Raw genomic sequence first — 4,365 nt, 5'->3', positions numbered from 1 at the left:
GCCGGGCCCGACCGGCCGCGTGGTGGCCGCGCGGGCCCGGGTGGTTCCCGGCGGGTCGTCGTGGGTCAGCCGCCGCGGGCCGACGGCCCGGGGGTCGGCGACGAGCCACCGGCGACCGCCCCCGGGTGCGGCGCGCTCGTGGCGGGCGCCGGCTTCAACCCCGGTGGTACGGGCAGCGCGCTGCCCCGGGCGAACTCGGCCCAGCTCGTGTTCCAGGCGGTCCAGCCGTTACCCGGCCGCAGCGGCACCTCGGTGCCCTTCACGGTCACCAGGTCACCGACCTGGGTGATGCCCATCAGCCAGTCGGCGGCGGCCGAGGAGACGTTGGCGCAGCCGTGCGAGACGTTGGTGTAGCCCTGGTCCCCCTCCGACCAGGGGGCGGCGTGGATGAACTCGCCACCCCAGGTGAGGCGCTGGGCGTCCTCGACGTCGACCACGTAGCCGCCGTCGGGCTCGCCCCGGGTGTCGAAGCGGGTCTGCTGGTGCTTCTCCATGATCACCATCTTGCCCCTGGAACTCGGGGTGCTCGGCTTGCCGAGGCTGACCGGGATCCGGCGGACCAGCCTGCCGTCCTGGAAGACCGACATCTGCTTGGTGGCATTGTCGATGTCCAGCGCGACCTGCCGGCCGATCCTCGAGGTGGACCGTCGGTCGGCGTCACCGACGTACTCCTTGCCGATGGGCAGCCCCTCCAGTGCGGAGCGGACGCTGATCGTCGTCCCGGGACGCCAGAAGTCGGGGGCCCGGTAGTAGACCTGGCTGCCGTCCTCCAGCCACGACCAGGTGCCCGGCTGGGGCGGATCGGTCTTCACGAACAATCGTCGCTGCACGGCCGCCCTGGCCTCTTTCGGAATGGCCGGTTCGAACGCGACCGTCACCGGCATCGCGGTGCCGTACGTCTGGTTTCCGGCGAAATAGAGCACGCTGGTCAGCGCCTGCCGGTTCGTATTCGTCGGGGCCGTGGTGAACGTGGTGCGCCCGACGGTGGTCCGGCCCGCGTCGCCGGTCGCGGTGACCTCGGCGGTGTAGGTCCGGCCGCTGCCCAGCGGGGCCGCCGGCACCCAGCTCGACCCGTCCTCCCGCGGCTCCCCGGCGACGGCCCCGCCCTTGTCGTCGGTGAGCTTGACGCTGGTCACCCGGCCGTTGCTCACGGTGGCGCCGACCTCCGCGCTGACCGGGACGTCCTTCGCCCGGTCAGCGGGGGTCACCGTCACCGTGGGGGCCGCCGCCGCACCGGGGGCCGCCCCGGCCGCCGGCTTCCGCTCGGCGGTGCACCCGCCGAGGACCAACGGTGTGGCTGCGATGGTCACCGCCATTAGCGTCAATCGCCGCCTCACGTCCATATTCCATCCCCCGTTTCCAGTCCCCTTGGCCACATTCTGTACAGCGTTTCTCGGGGCGGGTCGGGCTTTCCGGGGAACCGGGCGGGCGGGGCCGGGCTTATCGACCCCGGCGGGCGGCAGGCGGCCACGGTGCCGCCGATGTCCGGGATCGGCCGTGCCGGGACGCCCCGGGCGGTCAGTCCCAGTCCTGGTCACCGTGGTTACGGTGCCACCGCCCACCGACCGGCGGGGTGTCCAGCCGCAGGGCCGCCACCGCGTTGCCGGCCAGGTCGTTGTCCTCGACCCGGCAGCCGACGCAACTGCCCCGAGCCGTGATCCACATGCCGTGGGTCTGGGTGCGCTCGTCGTGGTTGTCCCAGATCCGGTTGCCGCGCACCGTCGCCGAGTCGAACGCCGCGTTGATCGCGATGCCGGCCCGGGTCGACGGCGCGGCCGGCAGCTCGTACGCGGTGCCCGGCAGCGGGGTGTCCCCGCTCCACCCGCTGTAGGCGTCGGGACGTACCGGGGCGAGGTGCAGTTCGGTGGCGGTGTTGGTGGCGACCACGGCGACCCGCCCGCCGACCCGCAGCACCTTGCCCCGGTGGCTGTCCTGCGCCCAGGTCGCCGAGCGGTCGACCAGGGACCGCTCGGTGTACCGGACCGACTCGCCGCCGCCGTGGGACGCCTCGGCGCACCGCCGGCCGTTGTTGCGGATGCGGTTGTCGAGCAGCATCGCGTCGGTCATCGGGCGGTCCACCCGGATCGCGTCCAGGCCGTTGCCCCAGAACTCGTTGCTCTCCACCACCACGTCCTGCGCCGGGTGCGGGTAGCCGCGGCCCAGGTCGTGCTGGTGGTAGCCGTAACCGCCGTTGCCGCTGATCCGGTTGCCCCGCACCGTGTACGGGCCCGGGGTGTTACCCATGCTGATCCCGTCGCCCACGTTGCCGTCGATGACGCAGTCGGTGAGCAGCCCACCCCGGCCGGCGACGCCCGAGGTGCCGTTGCCCGACACGTCGTAGCCGGCCTCCAGGTTGCCGGTCATCGTGCAGCCGGTGACGATCAGCCCGTCGGCGCCCCAGTCCGAGATGCCGAACCGGTTGCCCTGACTGTGGCAGCCGACGATCCGGTAGCCGCGCGGCGGCGTCCAGTAGTCCTTCTGGAGTTCCAGGAAGATGCCGTTGGTGCCGTTGGCCAGGGCGGTGCAGTTGGCGATGGTGAGCCGTTCCATGTCGCCCCAGCCGCCGATGCCGATGCCGATGCCCGCGCCGCCCATCTGCTCGCCGTTGTCCAGCCGGCCGCAGCCGACCACCACCACCCCGTCGACCAGGGTGTCCTGGAGGAAGTCGCAGCCCAGGCCGCTGGCCGCCGTGTGGTGGATGTAGAGGTTGCGGAACACCCCGCGCACGACGTACTGCAACCCGAGGCCCTTGGCCAGGTAGTTGTACTCGGCCATGGCCACCCCGGAGCCGTCGATCTCGAAGTCGGCGAAGGTGCAGTCGGCGATGTGCCGGTCCCGGTCCGCGCCGTGCTGCAGCACCGTCCAGAACGCCAACGGCGTCGGGTCGCTGCGGTTGCCCTCGTTGCTGAGCAAAAACCGGGTGGCGGCCGGGCCGGCGCCGATCAGCGACACCCCGCTGCGCCACACCGTGCCGGCGTCGCGGATGGAGTAGATGCCCGGCGGGCACCAGATCACCCGGGCCCGGCCGTCGGCCGCGTAGCCGTCACCGAGCCGGTCCACCAGGGCCGCCAGCGCGGGTTGGTCGTTGGTCACCCCGTCGCCGGTCAACCCGTAGTCGTGGGCGTTGCACCACAGCGGCGCCCCGGCGACGGGGGGACGGCGGTCCCGCACGGCGACGGGCAGACCCTGGTACGGCACGGGTGGCTCCTCTCGGCGGTGCGTCCACGACCGACACGGCAGGGCCGCGACCGGGCGTACGCAGTGCGGTGCGCGCCCACCGGAGGTACGGCGCGTCCGTGACCCGCGCCGGATTCCCGGCCCGCCGACCGGAAAACACCCGCCGACCGGTCGTCCCACCCGAACCGGACGAACACCCGGCAGCGCGACGGAGCCGGCCACCCCGCCCAGGGTGACCGGCTCCGGGCGTACCACTCAGACGTTCGCCACCAGCAGCGCCGGCTGTTCGACGCAGTCGGCGACGTGCCGCAGGAACCCGCCGGCCACCCCGCCGTCGCAGACCCGATGGTCGAAGGTGAGGCTGAGCTGGGTCACCTTGCGGACCGCCAACTGCCCGTCGACCACCCACGGCTTGTCCACGATCCGCCCCACCCCGAGCAGCGCCGCCTCCGGGTGGTTGATGATCGGGGTGGAACCGTCCACCCCGAACACGCCGTAGTTGTTGAGGGTGAACGTGCCGCCGGTGAGCCGGGCCGGCGGCAGGGTGCCGGCACGGGCGTCGGCGGTGGTCTGCGCCAGGGCGGCGGCCAACTCCCTGGTGGTCAGCCGCTGGGCGTCGCGTAGCACCGGCACGAGCAGGCCCCGGTCGGTCTGCGCGGCGATGCCCAGGTGCACCCCGGCCGACTGGACGATGCGCTGCCCCTCGGTGTCGACGTGCGCGTTGAGCTGCGGGAACCGGCGCAGGCCGCTGAGGCAGATCCGGGCCAGCAGGGCCAGCACGCTGACCGGGGCGTCCGGGGTGGCCGCGTTGATCGCCGCCCGGGTGGCCAGCAACGCGGTGGCGTCCGCGTCCACCCAGATGGTGACCTCGGGGATCTCCCGACGGCTGCGGGAGAGCTTGTCGGCGATCACCCGGCGGATGCCGGTCAGCGGGATGACCACGTCGGACGCGTCGGCGGGGACCGGTCCGACGTGCGCCGCCGGGGCCGGGTCCGCGACGGGCCGGCCCGGTTCGTCGGTGTGCCGCCGCGGCGCGGTGGTCAGGGCGGCCTCCACGTCGCTGCGGCGGATCACGCCGCCGGGGCCGGTGCCCCGCAGCCCGGCCAGGTCGACCCCGTGCTCGCGGGCGAGCCGGCGCACGATCGGCGAGATGACCAGGGGGGCCGTCCCGCCGGCCGGCGCGGTGCC

At 73.7% G+C, this 4,365-nt stretch carries 3 protein-coding genes; all 3 read right to left on the bottom strand.

Annotated features, from left to right (window positions below; translation table 11 throughout):
• Window positions 1–65 precede the first annotated feature (65 nt).
• Window positions 66–1,343 carry an Ig-like domain-containing protein gene (locus ACOJTC_RS28575; protein WP_420119215.1) on the bottom strand — a complete coding sequence of 426 codons (1,278 nt, stop codon included), beginning with the start codon at window positions 1,341–1,343 and terminating at the stop codon, window positions 66–68.
• 175 nt (window positions 1,344–1,518) lie between these two features.
• A complete protein-coding gene (locus ACOJTC_RS28570; protein ID WP_420119214.1) occupies window positions 1,519–3,198 on the bottom strand; it encodes a right-handed parallel beta-helix repeat-containing protein in 1,680 nt (559 codons plus the stop codon).
• Between the two features lie 234 nt (window positions 3,199–3,432).
• Window positions 3,433–4,365 (bottom strand): dihydrolipoamide acetyltransferase family protein (locus ACOJTC_RS28565; protein WP_420119213.1); only part of this gene is annotated, 933 nt, incomplete at its 5' end.

The sequence above is a fragment of the Micromonospora sp. genome, from assembly GCF_048594385.1.
In the GTDB taxonomy this organism is placed as follows: domain Bacteria; phylum Actinomycetota; class Actinomycetes; order Mycobacteriales; family Micromonosporaceae; genus Micromonospora; species Micromonospora wenchangensis.
The sequence above is the reverse complement of the archived record's forward strand: the minus strand, read 5'-3'. Positions and strand labels throughout refer to the sequence as shown.

Bases quoted from the DNA above. Each gene is read 5' to 3' on its own strand.
- ACOJTC_RS28575 (WP_420119215.1), bottom strand. From the start codon at position 1,343: ATGGACGTGAGGCGGCGATTGACGCTAATGGCGGTGACCATCGCAGCC.